The organism is Martelella alba (assembly GCF_006516955.1).
GTDB lineage: Bacteria > Pseudomonadota > Alphaproteobacteria > Rhizobiales > Rhizobiaceae > Martelella > Martelella alba.
In genome coordinates this window covers 65,145-82,263 of the sequence record NZ_VHLG01000005.1, presented here as the reverse complement: position 1 = coordinate 82,263, position 17,119 = coordinate 65,145, and the positions used below count along the sequence as shown (strand labels likewise).

Sequence of the window (17,119 nt, the reverse complement as noted above, 5' to 3'; positions counted from 1 at the left end):
GTCCGTGCCTGACCTGTCAAAAGGCCCTTTCCACTCAAGAGAAAGCAAATCCAAAGACGACGCAACGGTCTTTTTGCGACGCTTTTGCAACCCGTCTTTGACATTGGCAGCTCAGCCATGCGACACATTCTCCCATGCTGGCACCCATGCGGAGGCCCATGATGGCCCCACTACCGTGCCAAACAGGCATCCAGCCCTTTGCCGCCCCTGCGACCACCGCCACAGGCCCGCCAGAGACAAGAAAATGGCTTCTCCCCCTGATTCTTCGGCGATGCGGACATGGGAAGACTGGACATAGGCGTCACGATCTGTTATTCGCGGCGCCAGTTGCAAGGACATGGGCCCTTGCGTTGATGATATTTGACGCCCGAAGCTGCGGCTGATGCTGAACGCGGGCACACCAAACCAAAGGATCGGGATACACGTGCAAGTACTTGTCCGCGACAATAACGTTGATCAGGCTCTCCGCGCTCTCAAGAAGAAGATGCAGCGCGAGGGTATCTTCCGCGAAATGAAGATGCGCGATTACTATGAAAAGCCGTCGCAGAAGCGCGCCCGCGAAAAGGCAGAAGCCATTCGCCGCGTTCGCAAGCTGGCTCGCAAGCGCGCCATTCGCGAAGGCCTGATTTCGCGCTAAGTGTTGCCCGACGACACGGTTGATTGTCGATTCGGCGGGAGCGTCTTGCCCCCGCCTTTTTCTTTGCTATTGCTTGGTTCGCACCGCCTGCTTCACGCCGTGAACTGTTTTCACTTTGCGTGACCGGGTAACTCAATCACAGGTCCAAGAGATATATCGAGATGACAGCAGTAATGATCAGGCAAAATGGCAGTAACCGGTTCAAGCTGGCACGGGGCGTTCTGATCATCGGCGTTGCGGCGCTTCTGGCCTCCTGCCAGTCCGCCACCATGAACGACAATGTCATCGCGATCGACTCGACTCAGGGCTCGCAGCAGAATATCGCCTCACTATCGGCCGTCATCGCAAGCGACCCGAACAATCCGGCAGGCTACAATGTTCGCGGTTCCGCCTATGGCCGCGCCGGGGATACACGCCGCGCCATGGATGACTTCAACCAGGCAATCAAGCTGAACCCGCAATATTACCAGGCCTATGCCAATCGTGCGCTGATGGAACGCAGCATTGGCAAGCAGATGGATGCGCTGAACGACTATAACAAGGCGCTCCAGATCAATCCGAATTACGACGTTGCCTATATCGGCCGCGGCAATCTCTACCGTGAAGCCGGCCAGGACAACGATGCCTTTGCCGATTTCTCCCGCGCCATTGACCTGAACACGACTGATCCGCGCGCCTATCACAATCGCGGCCTGATCGAACAGAAGCGCGGCCAGCAGGAGCAGGCCATCGCCGACTTCACCATCGCCATCTCGCTGTCGCCGAAATCACCGCAGCCCTATAATGGTCGCGGCGTTTCCTATCTGGCGCTGAATGATGACGCCAATGCCAAGGCCAATTTCGACAAGGCGCTTTCACTTGACCAGACGATTGCTGAAAGCTGGGCCAATGTCGGTCTGATCTACGAGCGTGAAGGTGATTTCCAGAAGGCCGCCAGCTATTATCAGAAGGCCAAGAGCCTCGATCCGACCTATCAGCCGGCCATTCAGGGGATCGCGCGCACGCTTGGCAATGGCGCCTGAGACATATTGCAACCGATACGGCTGAGACGAGTAACGAACCCGCTTGCAGCGATGCCGGCGGGTTTTTGATGCGCCTTGCCAGGCGCATCGTTCAGATCGAAACCACTTCGAGCAGTTCGATCCGATTGCCGAAGGGATCGTCGACATAAATGCGTTTTATGCCGGGAAGATCGATATCCTTTGTGAAGCTGACCTGCTTTTCGCTCAGCCGCGCCATCATCATCTCGAGAGAGCCAACCCGAAGGGCCGGATGGGCTTTTTTTGCGGGCTGAAACGGGGTTTCAACCCCGAGATGGAGGCGGATCGGTCCCGACTCAAACCAGCAACCGCCGCGATGGCGCAACTGTTCAGGCTTTTCGATTTCACCAAACCCGAGAATGTCACGATAGAAGCCGCGCGCCGCCTGTTCCCCGCCTTCCGGCATGGCAAGCTGCACATGGTGAAGCTCCAGCAACATGATCTCACTCCCTTCAGACTGACGCGGTCAGATCCGGAAAATCACCTGAGATCCAGATTGACCGACATGGTAAAACCTTTGCTGTTGCCGGAATAGGCCCCGGTGGGAAAGGCCGGAAACGGCCCGGCACGCCCGGCACGCTGCAGCACAATGCCATCAATCTCACTATTGCCGGAGCCTCGTGTCAGCCGGATGCTGTCAACACGGCCTGAGCGATCAAGCACGATGCGCAGCGCAACGGTTGCCTTGAGCTGCTCGCCGATCCTTGAATAATAGCGCGACGGCGAAATGGCACGGGCAAGACGTCTCTGGATCCTGCCTTCATAATTGGAGCGTGCCGCCTGTCCGGCACCGGATGCGTCAGCACTCTGACGCGCCGCATCAGCAGCCTTGCCATTCTTTTCACCGGTAGCAACACCGCGGCGAGCATCGGCTTCAGCCTGGCCACCATTGCCGCGGCTGGCGGTTTGTGGCTTTGGCTGCGCCGCCTGTCTGGTGGGTTTTGTAACCCGCTTTTGCGGCTCAGGCGCATTTTTGCGCGGCGACGGCGTGGGTGTTGGCGGCGCATCGGGCAGCGGCAGGGCATCCGCCATCGCAACATCATCCGGCACTTCGGCCGTAATTGCCGCCGCTTCTGCCGGCTGAACGGGCTGGAGCACTTCTGTTTCAACCGGTTTTGTCGGTTCTGCCGCTGGCGTTTCGGCGGTGGCCGTCTTCGGCTGTGGCGGGGGAGCTGGAGCTGGAGCTGGCGGCACCGCATCGTCGGGCGCAGCAACGCTCGGAGCAACAGCGAGAACATCGGGAACGAGCGGCGCCAGTTCGGGCGCTGCTTCGGTCACCGCCACCGGCTCTACCGGTGCTGGCTCTACTGCTGCTGGCGTGGTAACCGGTTGAACCGGTTCGGTCGCAGGCAGCACTGCGGCTGCCGCCGCATCTGTGACGGGTTCAACAGTGGCAACATCAGGCGTCACCGGTTCGGACATCAGCGGCGGCGATATCGCCGGTTCAGGGATCTGCGGCATTTCCGGCGCAGGCGTTTCGATCGGGGCAACAGTTTCCGGCACCGGCTCAGGTGAGATCTCGGCCGTCTGGACAGGCTTCGCCTCGACTGCGACGGGGTTGACGATCTCATCTTCACCGCCAGCGGCACTGGCATCAATATTGCCATCGCCGAGCATGACGACGCTGACGGAAATACTCCCCGCCTCGACCGGCGCTTCGGGAATCGAGCGGACGATATTCAACGCCATGGCCAGCAGCATCGAATGAAAAATGACCGAGGCCAGCACAAACACCACGGTGCCACGCGCAGGAAGCCTGCTAGCCAAAGGCACGATACGCGGTAAGCTCGGCGGATCGATATCCTGCGGCGCTTCTTCAAGCGCAGCTGTGGTATCCTCCCCCACCGTGTCGGACGCGTCACCGGCATCAGATCCACTGCCTCTGGCACTGGCGATCAGAGCAAAGACGGCCTCGTCAAGCAGGCCATCGGCATCGCTTGCCCGCTCACCCTCCGTCCCGGCCTCCAGCGCAGATGACGGGTCGGGCCCGCCCGACTGGCGCTCACGCACGCCACCGGGCAAACCATTCGCAAAGGTCGACCTGTCAAAATCCATGGACATTCATCCGGTTCACGCAAATCCGCCGGGCGGATCGGATGCAGCGAAAGACCGGCTGCGCCAGGCACCCGCCGCGCCTTACTTTCGCATGTGTTGCACTGCGGCGACAAGCCTCAGCCGTCAAAGCCGATCGACGCTTTCGAACGGGTTTCAATCAAAGCCGCACACTGATCGCCACCGCCCTCACAGACTTTCACATCATTCAACAGCAATCCACTCAGGCTCTCACAGGGAGCGCCGGGCAGCTCAAACTGGCGAACGCGGCGTTTTCCCACGGGAAGATCGAGAAAATCAAGCATGGTCATCCGGTCGACCACGCCATCGGCATTGAACAGCGCCACTTCCGCCTTGAGGCTGGTGATCGGCGTTGTCAGACCATTTTCCACAACAAAAGTCAGTTTGCAGCCCTTCTCGGTCGTGGCGGCCGCGTTGAGCTCCAGGGCGATCACGGCCTTGGCTTGAACCACAGTCTTAGCCGTTGTCTCAACCTCTGCGAAAGCGGTGCCTGCAAGAAGATTGACTGCCGTTGCAACCGCTATGACCTGTCGCATGTCCCACCTCGAAATTGACATCGAATACCTCGCTCTGCCTGCCCACATGACCTGACCGAAACAGGCGCAATACGGGGATAGACAAATATGATTTAATGAGTCAAGTTATGTAAGCTTCATTTTTTAGTCAAGTTTAACAGCCGCAGGATGACACGGCCATCATGAATGAAAACAGAACGGTCACGACACTGCCTGAAAATGGCGGCGAGGGCCATCGCGTCATTGAAAGTACAGCGCTTTTTGGCCGCGACAGCGAAATCATCATCCGCCATCAGGGCGCCGACTATCACATGAAAATCACCCGTCAGGGCAAACTCATCCTGAACAAATAGGGCCAGAACCATGCAAGATCCCAACGCTTCTCCCCGCCCCACGCCCGACCAGATCCGCGCCTTCCGCGCTGAAAATCCCACCATGCGCGAGCGCGATGCTGCGACCCGGCTCGGCATCTGCGAGGCAGCTCTTGTTGCCGCTGAAGTTGGCCTTACCGCGACCCGGCTCATTGCCGATCCGGCAAGACTGCTGGCCCGTGCTGAAGCCTTTGGCGAAGTCATGGCCCTGTCGCGCAATGACAGTGCCGTGCACGAGAAGATCGGCGTTTTCGAAAACATCCGCTCGGGCGCGCGGGCATCAATCGTCCTCGGCGAGAATATCGACCTGCGCATTTTCCCCAATCGCTGGGCGTATGGTTTCGCCGTCACCAAGACGGATAAGGATGGCCACGAAAAACTGAGCCTGCAATATTTCGACAAGAGCGGCACCGCCATCTTCAAACTGCATATGCGCCCCGGTTCAAACCTTGAAGCCTATCGCAGCTTTGTCGCGGAAACCCGGCTTGACGACCAGTCGCGCAACTTCACCGGTGAAGACGTGACACCGCATGACAGTGCCTTTGAGCGCCGTCCCGATGCTGTTGACGTCGAAGTCCTGCGCGGGCGCTGGGCGGCGATGACCGATACGCATCAATTTTTTGGCATGCTGTCCGACATGAAGCTGCATCGCCAGACAGCCCTTGAAAGCGTTGGCGAGGATTTTGCCGAGGAACTGGCCGAAACCGCGGTGACGGATATGTTCAAAAGTGCAGCGACCCAGCCTGATCTGCCAATCATGGCCTTTGTCGCCAATAGCGGCATCGTGCAGATCCATTCCGGCCCGGTTTCCAACATCGTCGAGATGGGCCCCTGGATCAATGTCATGGACCCGACCTTCCATCTTCATCTGCGCCGCGACCACATCGCCCGCACTTTCCTTGTGCGCAAGCCCACCGCCGATGGCCATGTGACCTCGATCGAGGCCTTCGACGCCGCTGGAGACATGATCATCCAGTTCTTCGGCAAGCGTCAGGAAGGTTTTGCCGAGCGCCCCGCCTGGCGTGATCTCGCCGAAGCGCTGCCGCGCCTGAAAGCAACGGCAGCAGCATAGGAAAACCACATGCCCATCAAATTCTCCCTTCCTGCCCCCCGTTGCCTTGCTTTGGTTGCGATGCTCGGCCTTGTCATCGCCCGCTCACCCGTGGCAGCGGAACCGCTGGCAGATCCCTCCCGGCTCGTCGCCATCGGCGGTTCAGTGACTGAAATCATCTATGCATTGGGCGCCGGCGATCAGCTTGTCGGCCGCGACACAACCAGCATGTATCCGCCGCAGGCCATGGCGCTGCCGGATATCGGCTATATGCGCCAGCTCGCCCCGGAAGGGGTGCTCTCCGTCGATCCAAGCGCCATCATCGCCATTGAAGGTTCCGGCCCGCCAGAGACACTGGATGTGCTCAGACATGCCGATGTGACATTTGCCGAAATTCCGGAGACCTATGATCGTGCCGGTATTGTCGGCGAAATCACCGCCATCGGCGATCTGCTCGGCAGGCAGGCAGAAGCCCAGGCACTCGCCGGGACCGTTACCGCCAAGCTTGATCCGATACTCGCCCGCAATGAAGCGCGCCCGGCGGCAAGCCGCAAGAAGGCGCTCTTCATCCTCAGTCTCAGCGGCGGCAAGGTGATGGCGTCCGGCACCGGCACGGCCGCCAACGGCGTTCTCACCATGGCTGGTCTCGACAATGCGGCCGGCAGCTTCTCCGGCTACAAGGCGCTGACCGATGAGGCCATCATCGAGGCTGCGCCGGACGTCATCATCATGATGAGCGGCGTTGAAGGCAACCATGCCGTCTCGGATGAGGATGCCCTGGCGCAGCCTGCGCTGGCACTGACCCCGGCGGGCGAGAACCACGCAATCTTCCGCGTCGACCCGATCGCCACGATGAGCTTCGGCCCACGTTTTGCCGACGGGATCGAGGCCCTCTCCTCTGCCGTTTACGGAGGCGCGTGACGACATGGCGCTGACAGAACCGCTTCCTGGCCTGCGGCGGATCGCACGATACCGCCAGACCGGCAACCGTGCAGATCTGGCTGTCGCGACCATCGCGCTTCTCGTGGTTGCCGCCGTGCTTTCGGTTCTGTTCTCGGTTTCCTGGGGCGCATCGGATGCCTCGCTCCTTGATGTTGCGGGCGCGATTTTGACCGGCAACGAAAATGCCATCGGCAACAGGGACCGGCTCATCATTTTCGATATTCGCCTGCCAAGAGCAATCCTCGGCTTTCTGGTCGGGGCTTCGCTTGCAGTCTGCGGCACCACCATGCAGGGTCTGTTTCGCAACCCGCTGGCTGATCCCGGCCTTGTCGGCGTATCCGCCGGCGCAGGGCTTGGCGCTGTCATCATGATTGTGCTGGGTGGCTCGCTCGCAGCCCCGCTCTACAGTCTCATGGGCTTTTATGCCCTGCCCTTCGCCGCCTTTGCCGGCGGGCTTGCCACCACGCTGGTCCTTTACAAGGTGGCAACCCGCCACGGCCAGACATCCGTTGCCACCATGCTGCTTGCCGGCATTGCCCTTTCCGCCCTTGCCGGTGCGGCGACCGGATTTCTCGTCTATCTGGCCAATGATCAGCAATTGCGTGACCTGACCTTCTGGTCCATGGGCTCGCTGGCTGGCGCGACCTGGGCGAAACTATTCGCCATCGCCCCGATCATTCTGACCGCTTTTGCCATCCTGCCCTTCATGGCGCGTGGCCTCAATGCCATCACTCTTGGCGAAGCAACCGCATTTCACATGGGCATTTCGGTGCAGAGGCTGAAGAACACGACAATTCTTGCCGTCGCAGCCGCCACGGGTGCCAGTGTCGCCGTTTCCGGCGGCATTGGCTTTGTCGGCATTGTCGTACCCCACCTGCTGCGCCTCGTCATCGGCCCGGACCACCGCTATCTCCTGCCCGCATCGGCCCTTCTGGGCGGCAGCATGCTGATTATGGCTGATCTTCTCGCCCGAACGGTCGCAGCGCCTGCCGAATTGCCGATCGGCATCATTACCGCCGTCGTTGGCGGTCCCTTTTTCCTCTGGATCCTGCTGCGCAATCGCTCGCGGCTTGCCCTTTAAGCTCATGATTACTGCCGACAGTCTTACGCTCGCGCTCGGTGGGCGCACCATCCTCAACCGGATCAGCCTTTCAGCCCGCGCGGGTGCCCTGACGGCCATTTGCGGTCCCAATGGCTGCGGCAAGACGACAACGCTGCGCGCCCTTGCCGGCGACCTTGCCCCTCATGATGGCAGGATTACCATCAATGGCAGGCAGATTTCCGGCCTGCCCGCCTGGCAATTGGCGCAGATGCGTGGCGTCTTGCCGCAATCTTCCGCGCTGGCCTTTCCCTTTACCGTTTCAGAGGTTCTGGCCATGGGCCTTACCGGTCGGAGCCGCCGCCAGGACGGCCGTGACGAAAGCGTGATACGGAGCGCGCTCAAGGCCGTGGATCTTTCCGGCTTTGAAGGCCGCTTCTATCAGGAATTGTCAGGCGGCGAGCAGCAGCGCGTTCAGCTCGCACGTGTCCTGTGCCAGATCGAAGTTCCGGTTGCCCACGGCAAGCCCAGATGGCTGATGCTTGACGAACCCGTGGCCAGCCTCGACATCCTTCACCAGATCGCCATCATGCGGCTGGCACGCGACTTCTGCGCAAGAGGCGGCGGCGTCATCGCGGTGATGCATGACCTCAACCTGACCGCCCTTTATGCCGATCAGATCATCTTGATGCGTGACGGCCAGATCATTGCCGCCGGAAGCCCGGCCGACGTTCTGACGGACGAAACCCTGTTTGAAGTCTTCGGGGCAAGACTTTCGGTCAACCGTGTTCCAGTCGATCAGACCCCCTTCGTGCTGCCGCATAGCGCTGCGTGATACGCGTCGCAGATCATCAAAACCAAGTCACCGTCATATACAAAATCCGGATATAAACTTAATAAAACAATATAAATTGTATATATTAAATATCGTTCAGGTATCCAATAGATATTGACCCTTCGAAAACCTCGATCTATTTCTATTCTATATTTAGATAGGGATGGTGACGATGCATAATATTCGAGCGAGACACACATCCGGGCTACCTCAACCTCAAGCACAGCCCGATGGAGGCGGAGCCCGCTTCGCAACAGCAACCAGTAGCGCCAGCTCGGGCGGAACGAGACAGGCCCGCAGCTGGTCCCCAACGCCATTCGGCCCGTTTGACCGGCTCCCCGCAGCCAGCATCTGCCGTCCCTGCGCCGAGAGCCGGGCCAGCCGCGACGCAACGCTGAAGGCACAAAACCTTCAGGAATCCCAGAAGCTCGACCTGGCGCAGAGGGCCACCGATCAGTCAGGTATAAGTGCAGAGCATCTTCTGGCGGTTCACGCGGTCGCAGTTGACCGCAATACCATCCTTGCCATACGCCCCGTCGACAAAATGGCTCAGGAGCTCATCGCCCAGGGACACCCGACAAAAGGGTTTCACGTCAAGGGCAAGAGCTCGAATTGGGGGCCGCAATGTGCCTTCATCCCGGTCGATCAGCGGCTGAGCAAGCTGAATGGCGATCCCGGTCGTGTGACAGCGTTCAACAAGAAGGTTGCCGACTCGCTGGAGAAGAAAGAGGCCTACGCCGTACCACTTGTCATTTCCCGGGATCGTCTGGAAAGCCTGAAACAGTCAAACCTCATCACGTTTGATGGTTCCAGGGATGACACGGCTGTACTGGAAATCAGCAGCCGGGCGCCTGACGGTAAAGTGCTTCACTTTACGGCCCATCCGCAAGAGGGTGACCAGCGGCAGTCGGTTGAGATCCGGCTGGATGGCAAGCCCGTGGAAGTTTTGGCTCCAGCACCGCAATCGAAGGGTCTGACAGCCGACTACGACCTGTTCGCAGTCGCGCCGCATGAAGCTGACTTCGGCGAAGCCGACAGGGTGCCGAACCGCGACATTTCCTACGAGGCCTATCTGCATCGCCGCGGCAGCTTCAAACACGAAAAAGCCGGCATCGAAACCCCAAGCCAGTTCTACGCCCACGAAGATCTGGAAATCGGCAACGCCTCGCCAAGAATCCGCGAGATCATCCCGGTGCTGAACAAGGCCGTAGGACAGGAAGAACAACCGGTGTTCCATCACAATGCCGACTCGTTCAGCCCTGCGGCCAATGACACGGATAACTTCCCCCTGACCTATGCAAGTCCAGTCAGCTTCGGCAAGTTTCCCGTCATGGGATCGATTGAAAACAAAAAGGATCTCAACGACTTTATCATCGCGGCAAAAAATGCCGGATATCACTTCGCTGTTAACCCGAACTGGAAACTCGACACGTCAGATCAACAGCGCGTTCACAGCCTTCGGGATTGCTTTACCGAGCAGTCCGGGCGGCGACGGGCGCCGCTTTCTAGCTGACATGTTTCACGCCCATCAGCGCCCGTGCAAAATGCCCTCCGGTGCGGGAGGGGTTCTAGACGCCTGCAGTATCCTGATAGCGGAAGAAATGCATTTCCGTTTCGCCGAAATCGCGGGTTTCAAGCGGCTGAAAACCCGCTGACAGCCGAAGGGTAACGCCGGCTCTTTCCTCGACGATGACGAGCGCACCCGGCTTCAGCCACCCGCCCCTGTCGACGGCATCGAGCGCCTGATCGCCCAGCCCCTTGCCATAGGGGGGATCTGCGAACAGGAAATCAAATGGCTGAAGCTGGACCGGCTGGCCGATCTTGGTCGCATCGCGGCGCATGATACGCGTTCGGCCATGAAGACCGAGCGTATCGATATTGTTCCACAGCAGGCCGCGCCCTTCGACACTGTTTTCCACAAAGACCGCCATACGCACGCCACGCGAGATCGCCTCCAGCCCAATCGCGCCGGTTCCGGCAAAAAGATCCAGCATGTTGGTGTCGTCAAGCGCCTCGGGATAGGCGTGGGCGATAATGTTGAACAGTGATTCCCGGGTGCGGTCCGTCGTTGGACGGATCGCCTGGCTCTTCGGTGTCGCGAGCATACGCCCGCGCAGATCACCGCCGACGATCCGCATTAGCTCCGGCCCTTTCCTGGAGCGCCCTTCGCGCCGCCTCTGGGCTTGCCACCGCCCGAGGGCCGCCCGCCTTGCGGACGCGGTCCCTTGCCAAAGGGTTTGCTGCCGCCGGATGGACGTCCGCCTTCCTTGCGGTCGCCCCGGGCGAAGGGCTTGTCGCCGCCCTTGCGCTCTGGCCGGCCCTCACCGCGTGCGGCAAAGGACTTGCCACCGCGCTTTTCACCGTCAAACGGCTTCTTTTCCCCGCGCGGACGAAATGGCTTTTCTGTCGCATCACCCTCTGCACTGCGCCGGCCATCACCGCGACGCCCTGCGGCCCGGCGCTCATCACGACGGGCATCCTGACGCGCCTTGTCCTCCGCCTTTTTCTTGGCCTTGGGACCAAGCGGACGCGCACCCGGCGCCATCCAGACATTCGTGACACGGCCGCGTTGAATATCGGCCTGCTCTGCAGGCTTGGTGTCGAGCCGGTCGCGACCGCGCTCGCGCTTGTCGGCTGGCTTGTCACGCCGTGGCCGTTCAGCCCGCTCAGGGCGTGAAGCCGTTTGAGCCGGACGCGCCGGCTCTTCTTCATTCTTGTCCGGCCGGTCACTGTAAAGCGGTGCATCGAAATTGGCGCCCGCATCCTCGATCAGGCGGGGGCCGAGCTGATCACGCAGCGTGCGGCCGCGCACTTCCAGCACGTTGCCCTCGGCGATATCGCCAAGCTGGAACGGACCATAGGAGATACGGATCAGCCGGTTGACGGACAGGCCGAGCGCGCCGAGCACATTCTTGATCTCGCGGTTCTTGCCCTCGCGCAGGCCCATGGTGATCCAGACATTGGAGCCTTGGGTCCGGTCAAGCGTCGCATCAATAGCGCCATAGAGCACGCCATCAACGGCAATGCCTTCCTTGAGCTTGTCGAGGCCTGCCTGATCAATGCTTCCATGCGCGCGCACACGATAGCGGCGCAGCCAGCCTGTTGACGGCAGTTCCAGCACCCTTGCAAGACCGCCATCATTGGTGAGCAGCAGCAGACCTTCGGTATTGATGTCAAGACGTCCGATCGAGATGACCCGCGGCAGATCCTTCGGCAGATTGTCGAATACCGTCGGCCGCCCTTCGGGGTCGGCATTGGTCGTCACAAGGCCCGCAGGCTTGTGATAGATCCACAGCCGTGTACGCTCGATCCCGCGGATCGGCTCTCCGTCAACCTCAATCCGGTCGGCAAGCGTTGCGTTCAGCGCCGGGCTTTCCAGCACGGTGCCGTTGACCCTGACCCGGCCTTCAAGGATCATCCGTTCAGCATCACGCCGCGAGGCAACACCAGCGCGGGCGAGGATCTTGGAGATGCGCTCGGGCTGACCGGCGGCATCGGATTGCGCTGCCGCAGCCGCAGGTTTTGCTGCTGAACCTGCCGGCTTTTTCGGTCCGGGACGCCCTTTACCCTGCGCCGGCTTGCCACCGAAACGCTTGAACTTGTCTTTTTCGCTCATTTTGCCTTGCCTGTTGATGTCGATCCTCTATCAGTTCGGTGTTCACGGGTTAAGAGGAATCTTGTCGAAAATGATCGCCAGACGCGATTTCATGGCCATTGCGCTCGCAGAGGCAAAGGCAGCGGGTGAAAGAGGCGAAGTGCCGATCGGTGCTGTCATCGTCCGCGACGGCGTTGTTCTCGCTGCTGCGGGCAACCGCACGCGTGAGAAATGCGACCCCACGGCCCACGCCGAGATTGAGGCGATCCGAGCGGCCTGCGCCGCCGCTGGCAGCGAAAGACTGCCCGGCGCGCAGCTCTATGTCACACTGGAACCCTGTGCCATGTGCGCTGCTGCGATTTCCTTTTCGCGGATCGAGCGCCTGTATTATGGAGCAGAGGACCCGAAGGGCGGCGGCGTCGATCATGGTGGACGGCTCTACAGCCAGCCGACCTGCCATCACGCACCGGATGTCTATTCCGGACTCAGTGAAACAGAAGCCGCAGCGCTTTTGAAGGAATTCTTCTCAGACAGACGCTAAAGACCGGCGCTCAATCATCGCCGCGTGCCATCGCGCTCAGCGTTTCGCCTTCAAGCCGATAGCGAATCCATTCGGTCTGCGGCGCACCGCCAATGCCGTCATAGACCCGGATCGCCTTCTCATTCCAGTCGAGCACACTCCATTCCATCCGGCCGCAACCGCGCTCCACACCGATCTCGGCAACCCTGCGCATCAATGCCCGGCCAAGCCCGGACCCGCGACATTCAGGCGTTACATAGAGATCTTCAAGATAGATCCCGTTCTTGCCCTGCCAGGTCGAAAAATTGAAGAAATAGACAGCAAATCCAGCCGGCTTTCCGTCAATTTCGCCGATCAGCGCTTCGGTGACGGATGAAGCGCCGAAAATGGCTTCGGCAAGCCCTTCCGCCGTTGTTTCAACCTTGTCCAGCGCTTCCTCAAAAATCGCAAGGTCGCGCACGAAGCCGAAAATGGTCTCTGCATCGTCCCGGATTGCCGGACGGATCGAAAACGCCATGAGTGCCTCGCCAGCCTGCTTATTCTTCCGCGACGGGCGCATCACCAGCCAGGAATTCCTTATTCGATTGCTGCGATCCATAGGTGCAGTTCATGAACAGGAAGCACTTGTCCGGGTTCTTGCCCTCTGCCAGCTTCTTGCGGCGGGCTTCCTTCTTGCGCTCGGGTTCACCGAGATCATTCAGGGCCGCCTCCGAAGACGGCTGACGATAGGCCGAAGGCGGATCGATCAGATATTTGGTCTGGGTGATGTCGATGGTCTGAGCATCGGCACGGGCCTTGCGGAAAGCTTCAAGCTGCTGCTTCTCGCTCATGGCCTGCGGATTGTCCGCAGTCAGAAGCGGCGAGCGATAGGACGGATCGTCCTTGTGGGCTTCAGCTTCGGCATAAAGACGCTGGCGCTGCTGCTCCGGCGATTCGAGCCACTGGCTGTTGCTGGTCGTTGCAGCCGACTGAACCGGTTGCGCCAGATCCTTGGTATCGGCATTTTTCGGAGGCTCAACCAATCCCGGACGGCTGTCATAATCGATATCCGGCGTGTCCGGCTGCACCAGCATCACCGCCGCGCCCAAATCTTCCATCAGCTGTGTCGTTGCGGTGGTCCCGGTCCCATAGGTCGGTGCCTTCAGGCAGGACGTCAGCATCATTGTTGCAGCCAGCGCCACGGAAACCTTTACGAGATTCGAAGACAATTGCATCTTTTTCTCACCATACATTAGCACCGCGGCGCGACTAGACTCTAGCTTACAGATCGGTAACTGCCGAAAGAATCCGGCAAATTCGCGACAATTTCTAGCGCAACTGTGCCCGATCTGCAATTCGGCAGTAAATATTACAAACCCGCGCCGCGCATGAATACGACGCGGGTCAGTTGACTACAGTGTTTCAGAACCTACCAAGAGCGGCAAGTTCACGCAGCGCAGCGGCATCGCGCGCCGAGACTTCCGGATAATCCGGGTCAGACCCGACATCCGCCGTAATCCGCCAGGACCGGGCGCATTTCACGCCTTCGGCCAGCGTCGGCACGACCGCCACACCTGAAACCTCACTAAGGCGGAAGGCATCAGCCGGTCCCTCACCTTCAACAATGCTGATCGCCGACGTGATGCAGATATCCTCGAAGTCACGATCATCAAGAGCGGTTAACAGCCCCTTGTCAGAGATGTAGACCGTCGGGGCGGCTTCCAGCGACGAGCCGATCCGCTTTTCACGACGCTCGATCTCAAGCGCACCGGTGACGACCTTGCGGACATCGCGGATCTTGTCCCATTTGGCGGCAAGGCCCGCATCCAGCCATGCCGACGGCACATCCGGGAACTGGGCGAGATGCACCGAAACGGCCGAGGGATCACGCGCGAGCCAGGCTTCCTCGGTGGTAAACGGCATCATCGGCGCAAACCAGGTGACCAGGCAATCGAACAGCTTGCGGATAACGCAAAGGGCTGCACGGCGGCGCAGGCTCGACGGTGCATCGCAATAAAGCGCATCCTTGCGAACGTCGAAATAGAAGGCCGACAATTCGATATTGGCAAAGTCAGCCAGCGCACGGGCGATCCTCTTGAAGTCGAAATCGTCATAGCCCTTGCGCACCAGCTGGTCGAGCTCGGCAAGACGATGCAGCATCAGCCGTTCCAGCTCGGGCATTTCGGAAAGCGCGATCTCCTCGCCCTCGTCATGGGCAAGCGTGCCGAGCATCCAGCGGATCGTGTTGCGCAGCTTGCGATAGGTGTCGATATTGGTCTGGATGATCGTGCCGCCGAGACGCTGGTCTTCCCAGTAATCCGTGGTCATGACCCAGAGACGCAGAATATCGGCGCCTGACTTTTCCATCACGTCCTGCGGGAAGACTTGATTGCCAAGCGACTTCGACTGCTTGCGGCCCTGCTCATCCATGGTGAAGCCATGGGTGACGACGGCGTTGTAAGGCGCGCGGCCACGGGTGGCGCAGCCTTCCAGCAGCGACGAGTGGAACCAGCCGCGATGCTGGTCAGAGCCTTCCAGATAGACATCGGCCGGCCATTTCAGATCCGGACGGTCCTCAAGCACGAAGGAATGGGTCGAACCGCTGTCGAACCAGACATCGAGAATATCGGTGACCATCTCCCAGTCTTGCGATGCCTTGTCGCCAAGGAAGCGTTCACGCGCGCCTTGCTTGAACCAGGCATCGGCCCCTTCGGCTTCAAAGGCTTCGAGAATGCGGGCATTGACCGCCTCGTCGATCAGGATCTCACCGGCCTTGTCCGCAAACAGGCAGATTGGCACGCCCCAGGCGCGCTGGCGCGACAGAACCCAGTCCGGCCGCGATTCGATCATGCCATGCAGCCGGTTCTTGCCTGCAGCCGGAACGAAGCGGGTATTGTCGATCGCGGTCAGGGCACGCGAACGCAGCGTCGAACCATCACCGAAATCCTTGTCCATATAGACAAACCATTGCGGCGTGTTGCGGAAGATGACCGGCTTCTTCGAGCGCCAGGAATGCGGATAGTCATGCTTGATGCGGCCGCGGGCAAACAGCTTGTCTGCCGCGATCAGCGCCTTGATGACCCGCTCATTGGCATCGCCCCATTTGCCATTGTCATCAATGACGCGTGCGCCATCAAAGCCCGGCGCATCTTCTGTGTAGAAACCATCATCACCAACGGTGAAGGGGATCTTGGCGGAGATGCCACGCGCTTCCAGATGGCGGGCCTGTTCCATCCAGGCATCAAAGTCTTCGCGGCCATGACCGGGGGCGGTGTGGACAAAACCGGTACCGGCATCGTCTGTGACATGATCACCATCGAGGAGGGGAACCTTGAAGGTGTAGCCAAGATCTGCGAGCGGATGGGCGCAGACAAGCGCTGAAAGCTCAGAGGCTTCAACGTCGCGCAGAAGCGTCATTTCCAGCTTGGCCTTCTGCGCGCAGTCTTCGGCAAGGTTCTTCGCAAAGAGCAGCTTCTCGCCCGGCTGCGGCCCGAAATCATTCACCGTTTCCGTGATTTCGTAGAGCCCGTATTCAATACGGTTGGAGAAGGAGATCGCGCGATTACCGGGAATGGTCCAGGGCGTAGTGGTCCAGATCACGACGGAAGTACCGATAAACTCAGCCGGACCTTCGCTCACCGGAAACTTCACCCAGATCGTGTCCGACTGCTTCTCGTGATATTCGACTTCCGCTTCCGCCAGCGCGGTACGTTCAACCACCGACCACATGACCGGTTTGGAGCCGCGATAGACCTGACCGGACTTCGCGATCTTCATCAATTCGCCAGCGATACGGGCTTCGGCATGGAAGGCCATGGTGGTGTAGGGATTTTCAAAATCGCCCTCGATACCGAGACGCAGGAAATCCTCCGTCTGCACCTTGATCCAGTGCGACGCATAGGCGCGGCATTCCTGACGGAACTCGATCATCGCCGAAGGTTCTGAAAGATCAGGCTTCGCCTTGCCCTTGGAACGGTAGTTTTCTTCCTCGATCTTCCATTCGATCGGCAGGCCGTGGCAGTCCCAGCCGGGGACGTAATTGGAATCATAGCCGCGCATCTGGAACGAGCGGGTGATCACATCCTTGAGGATCTTGTTGAGCGCGTGGCCGATATGGATCTTGCCATTGGCATAGGGCGGGCCATCATGGAGCACGAATTTCTCGCGCCCCTTCGCATCTTCACGCAGCTTTTTATAAAGCCCCATTTCCTGCCAGCGGGCGGCGATTTCCGGCTCTTTCCTGGGCAGGCCGGCGCGCATCGGAAAATCCGTTTTCGGCAGATAAAGCGTGGCGGAATAGTCGATCTTGTCAGTTTTTTCGGTCATGGCTTCGCATCATATTGTGCCGCGCTGCCGGTCTTTCCCGGCAAACGGGCTTGGTCATCTGTCTTCATCATTGGCGGCGAGCGGCGCGAAACGCCAAAATCCCGGACCTTCCGGCGCCTCGTCTCAAGCCGCACGGAAAGCCGGGCCAATAATTCGGATCATGCGAAACCGATACCCAGTCATCATGGGCGGTTCT

General features: G+C 59.8%; 16 protein-coding genes and 1 pseudogene. 9 read left to right on the top strand and 8 right to left on the bottom strand.

Features of this window, described 5'->3' with window-relative positions; genetic code table 11:
* Window positions 1-424 precede the first annotated feature (424 nt).
* Entirely contained in the window at window positions 425-637 is a 213-nt protein-coding gene (rpsU, locus tag FJU08_RS11270) for a 30S ribosomal protein S21 (RefSeq protein WP_141149114.1), read from the top strand.
* A 161-nt stretch (window positions 638-798) separates the two neighbouring features.
* Window positions 799-1,659 (top strand): tetratricopeptide repeat protein, encoded by an 861-nt coding sequence (locus tag FJU08_RS11265; RefSeq protein ID WP_141149113.1) that lies wholly within the window; start codon window positions 799-801, stop codon window positions 1,657-1,659.
* Between the two features lie 91 nt (window positions 1,660-1,750).
* Here FJU08_RS11265 and FJU08_RS11260 read toward each other — a convergent pair whose 3' ends face one another.
* The 3 genes from FJU08_RS11260 to FJU08_RS11250 form a co-directional block, all read right to left on the bottom strand.
* A complete protein-coding gene (locus FJU08_RS11260; protein ID WP_141149112.1) occupies window positions 1,751-2,116 on the bottom strand; it encodes a VOC family protein in 366 nt (121 codons plus the stop codon).
* 41 nt (window positions 2,117-2,157) lie between these two features.
* A complete protein-coding gene (locus tag FJU08_RS11255; protein WP_141149111.1) occupies window positions 2,158-3,732 on the bottom strand; it encodes a TonB family protein in 1,575 nt (524 codons plus the stop codon).
* A 116-nt stretch (window positions 3,733-3,848) separates the two neighbouring features.
* A complete protein-coding gene (locus FJU08_RS11250; protein WP_141149110.1) occupies window positions 3,849-4,286 on the bottom strand; it encodes a hypothetical protein in 438 nt (145 codons plus the stop codon).
* A gap of 161 nt (window positions 4,287-4,447) precedes the next feature.
* On the opposite strand from FJU08_RS11250, the gene hemP reads away from it, so the two are divergent.
* The 6 genes from hemP (at window position 4,448) to FJU08_RS11220 (ending at window position 10,016) form a co-directional block, all read left to right on the top strand.
* Window positions 4,448-4,618 carry a hemin uptake protein HemP gene (hemP, locus tag FJU08_RS11245; RefSeq protein WP_141149109.1) on the top strand — a complete coding sequence of 57 codons (171 nt, stop codon included), beginning with the start codon at window positions 4,448-4,450 and terminating at the stop codon, window positions 4,616-4,618.
* A gap of 10 nt (window positions 4,619-4,628) precedes the next feature.
* A complete protein-coding gene (locus tag FJU08_RS11240) occupies window positions 4,629-5,708 on the top strand; it encodes a hemin-degrading factor (protein ID WP_141149108.1) in 1,080 nt (359 codons plus the stop codon).
* A 9-nt stretch (window positions 5,709-5,717) separates the two neighbouring features.
* Window positions 5,718-6,608 carry a heme/hemin ABC transporter substrate-binding protein gene (locus tag FJU08_RS11235; protein ID WP_181409818.1) on the top strand — a complete coding sequence of 297 codons (891 nt, stop codon included), beginning with the start codon at window positions 5,718-5,720 and terminating at the stop codon, window positions 6,606-6,608.
* Window positions 6,609-6,612: 4 nt separating this feature from the next.
* Window positions 6,613-7,710, top strand: coding sequence for a FecCD family ABC transporter permease (locus FJU08_RS11230; protein ID WP_141149107.1), 1,098 nt, complete (start codon window positions 6,613-6,615; stop codon window positions 7,708-7,710).
* A 4-nt stretch (window positions 7,711-7,714) separates the two neighbouring features.
* Entirely contained in the window at window positions 7,715-8,503 is a 789-nt protein-coding gene (locus FJU08_RS11225; protein WP_141149106.1) for a heme ABC transporter ATP-binding protein, read from the top strand.
* Between the two features lie 172 nt (window positions 8,504-8,675).
* Window positions 8,676-10,016: an anthrax toxin-like adenylyl cyclase domain-containing protein gene (locus FJU08_RS11220; RefSeq protein ID WP_181409817.1), complete on the top strand. Its 1,341-nt coding sequence runs from the start codon at window positions 8,676-8,678 to the stop codon at window positions 10,014-10,016.
* Window positions 10,017-10,071: 55 nt separating this feature from the next.
* On the opposite strand, the gene rsmD is transcribed toward FJU08_RS11220, so the two are convergent.
* Both rsmD and FJU08_RS11210 read right to left on the bottom strand, forming a co-directional pair.
* Complete coding sequence (gene rsmD / locus FJU08_RS11215; protein WP_141149104.1) at window positions 10,072-10,641, bottom strand: 16S rRNA (guanine(966)-N(2))-methyltransferase RsmD; 570 nt, start codon at window positions 10,639-10,641, stop codon at window positions 10,072-10,074.
* Between the two features lie 2 nt (window positions 10,642-10,643).
* Window positions 10,644-12,119 (bottom strand): annotated as a pseudogene (locus FJU08_RS11210) (pseudouridine synthase); the annotation flags it as partial.
* A gap of 70 nt (window positions 12,120-12,189) precedes the next feature.
* Between FJU08_RS11210 and FJU08_RS11205 the strand changes: the two are divergent.
* Window positions 12,190-12,639 (top strand): nucleoside deaminase, encoded by a 450-nt coding sequence (locus FJU08_RS11205; RefSeq protein ID WP_235890661.1) that lies wholly within the window; start codon window positions 12,190-12,192, stop codon window positions 12,637-12,639.
* A 10-nt stretch (window positions 12,640-12,649) separates the two neighbouring features.
* Here the strand turns inward: FJU08_RS11205 and FJU08_RS11200 are convergent, their stop codons facing one another.
* From FJU08_RS11200 to ileS, 3 genes are all read right to left on the bottom strand, one after another.
* Window positions 12,650-13,135, bottom strand: a complete 486-nt coding sequence (locus FJU08_RS11200) for a GNAT family N-acetyltransferase (protein WP_141149102.1) — start codon at window positions 13,133-13,135, stop codon at window positions 12,650-12,652.
* A 19-nt stretch (window positions 13,136-13,154) separates the two neighbouring features.
* Window positions 13,155-13,832 (bottom strand): hypothetical protein, encoded by a 678-nt coding sequence (locus FJU08_RS11195; protein WP_181409816.1) that lies wholly within the window; start codon window positions 13,830-13,832, stop codon window positions 13,155-13,157.
* Between the two features lie 187 nt (window positions 13,833-14,019).
* Window positions 14,020-16,923: an isoleucine--tRNA ligase gene (gene ileS / locus FJU08_RS11190; RefSeq protein ID WP_141149101.1), complete on the bottom strand. Its 2,904-nt coding sequence runs from the start codon at window positions 16,921-16,923 to the stop codon at window positions 14,020-14,022.
* Window positions 16,924-17,119 lie beyond the last annotated feature (196 nt).

What these genes read in the sequence shown, in the direction of transcription:
- FJU08_RS11265 (WP_141149113.1), top strand. Translation starts at nt 799, where the DNA reads ATGACAGCAGTAATGATCAGGCAAAATGGCAGTAACCGGTTCAAGCTG.
- FJU08_RS11260 (WP_141149112.1), bottom strand. Translation starts at nt 2,116, where the DNA reads ATGTTGCTGGAGCTTCACCATGTGCAGCTTGCCATGCCGGAAGGCGGG.
- FJU08_RS11255 (WP_141149111.1), bottom strand. Translation starts at nt 3,732, where the DNA reads ATGGATTTTGACAGGTCGACCTTTGCGAATGGTTTGCCCGGTGGCGTG.
- FJU08_RS11250 (WP_141149110.1), bottom strand. Translation starts at nt 4,286, where the DNA reads ATGCGACAGGTCATAGCGGTTGCAACGGCAGTCAATCTTCTTGCAGGC.
- hemP (WP_141149109.1), top strand. Translation starts at nt 4,448, where the DNA reads ATGAATGAAAACAGAACGGTCACGACACTGCCTGAAAATGGCGGCGAG.
- FJU08_RS11240 (WP_141149108.1), top strand. Translation starts at nt 4,629, where the DNA reads ATGCAAGATCCCAACGCTTCTCCCCGCCCCACGCCCGACCAGATCCGC.
- FJU08_RS11235 (WP_181409818.1), top strand. Translation starts at nt 5,718, where the DNA reads ATGCCCATCAAATTCTCCCTTCCTGCCCCCCGTTGCCTTGCTTTGGTT.
- FJU08_RS11230 (WP_141149107.1), top strand. Translation starts at nt 6,613, where the DNA reads ATGGCGCTGACAGAACCGCTTCCTGGCCTGCGGCGGATCGCACGATAC.
- FJU08_RS11225 (WP_141149106.1), top strand. Translation starts at nt 7,715, where the DNA reads ATGATTACTGCCGACAGTCTTACGCTCGCGCTCGGTGGGCGCACCATC.
- FJU08_RS11220 (WP_181409817.1), top strand. Translation starts at nt 8,676, where the DNA reads ATGCATAATATTCGAGCGAGACACACATCCGGGCTACCTCAACCTCAA.
- rsmD (WP_141149104.1), bottom strand. Translation starts at nt 10,641, where the DNA reads ATGCGGATCGTCGGCGGTGATCTGCGCGGGCGTATGCTCGCGACACCG.
- FJU08_RS11205 (WP_235890661.1), top strand. Translation starts at nt 12,190, where the DNA reads ATGATCGCCAGACGCGATTTCATGGCCATTGCGCTCGCAGAGGCAAAG.
- FJU08_RS11200 (WP_141149102.1), bottom strand. Translation starts at nt 13,135, where the DNA reads ATGGCGTTTTCGATCCGTCCGGCAATCCGGGACGATGCAGAGACCATT.
- FJU08_RS11195 (WP_181409816.1), bottom strand. Translation starts at nt 13,832, where the DNA reads ATGCAATTGTCTTCGAATCTCGTAAAGGTTTCCGTGGCGCTGGCTGCA.
- ileS (WP_141149101.1), bottom strand. Translation starts at nt 16,923, where the DNA reads ATGACCGAAAAAACTGACAAGATCGACTATTCCGCCACGCTTTATCTG.